Genomic DNA, 303 nt, shown 5'->3' with positions numbered 1-303 from the left:
GCGCCATTTCCCACACCTGGCCTTCGTCCAGCTCGCCGTCCCCGAGGATCAGGTACGTCCGGTTGTCCCGTCCGTCCATTTTCATGCCCAGCGCAACGCCCGCCGCGGTGGACGCTCCCTGCCCCAGTGAGCCGGTCGTCATATCCACGCCCGGCGTCCGGTTCCGGTCCGCATGGCTCGGCAGGTTGGTCCCCGGCTTGTTCAGCGTCTCAAGCTGCTCCATCGGGAAAAAGCCTTTGAGCGCCAGCGCCGCGTACAGCGCCGGCCCGCAGTGTCCCTTGGACAGCACCAGCCAGTCCCGTC

1 pseudogene is annotated in these 303 nt (G+C 67.7%); it reads right to left on the bottom strand.

Annotation, left to right across the window (positions count from 1 at the left end):
• Positions 1 to 303: pseudogene (locus ACYQ3S_RS15715) on the bottom strand (transketolase); the annotation flags it as partial.

Source organism: Agathobaculum sp. TL06 (assembly GCF_054658635.1).
The sequence above is the reverse complement of the archived record's forward strand: the minus strand, read 5'-3'. Positions and strand labels throughout refer to the sequence as shown.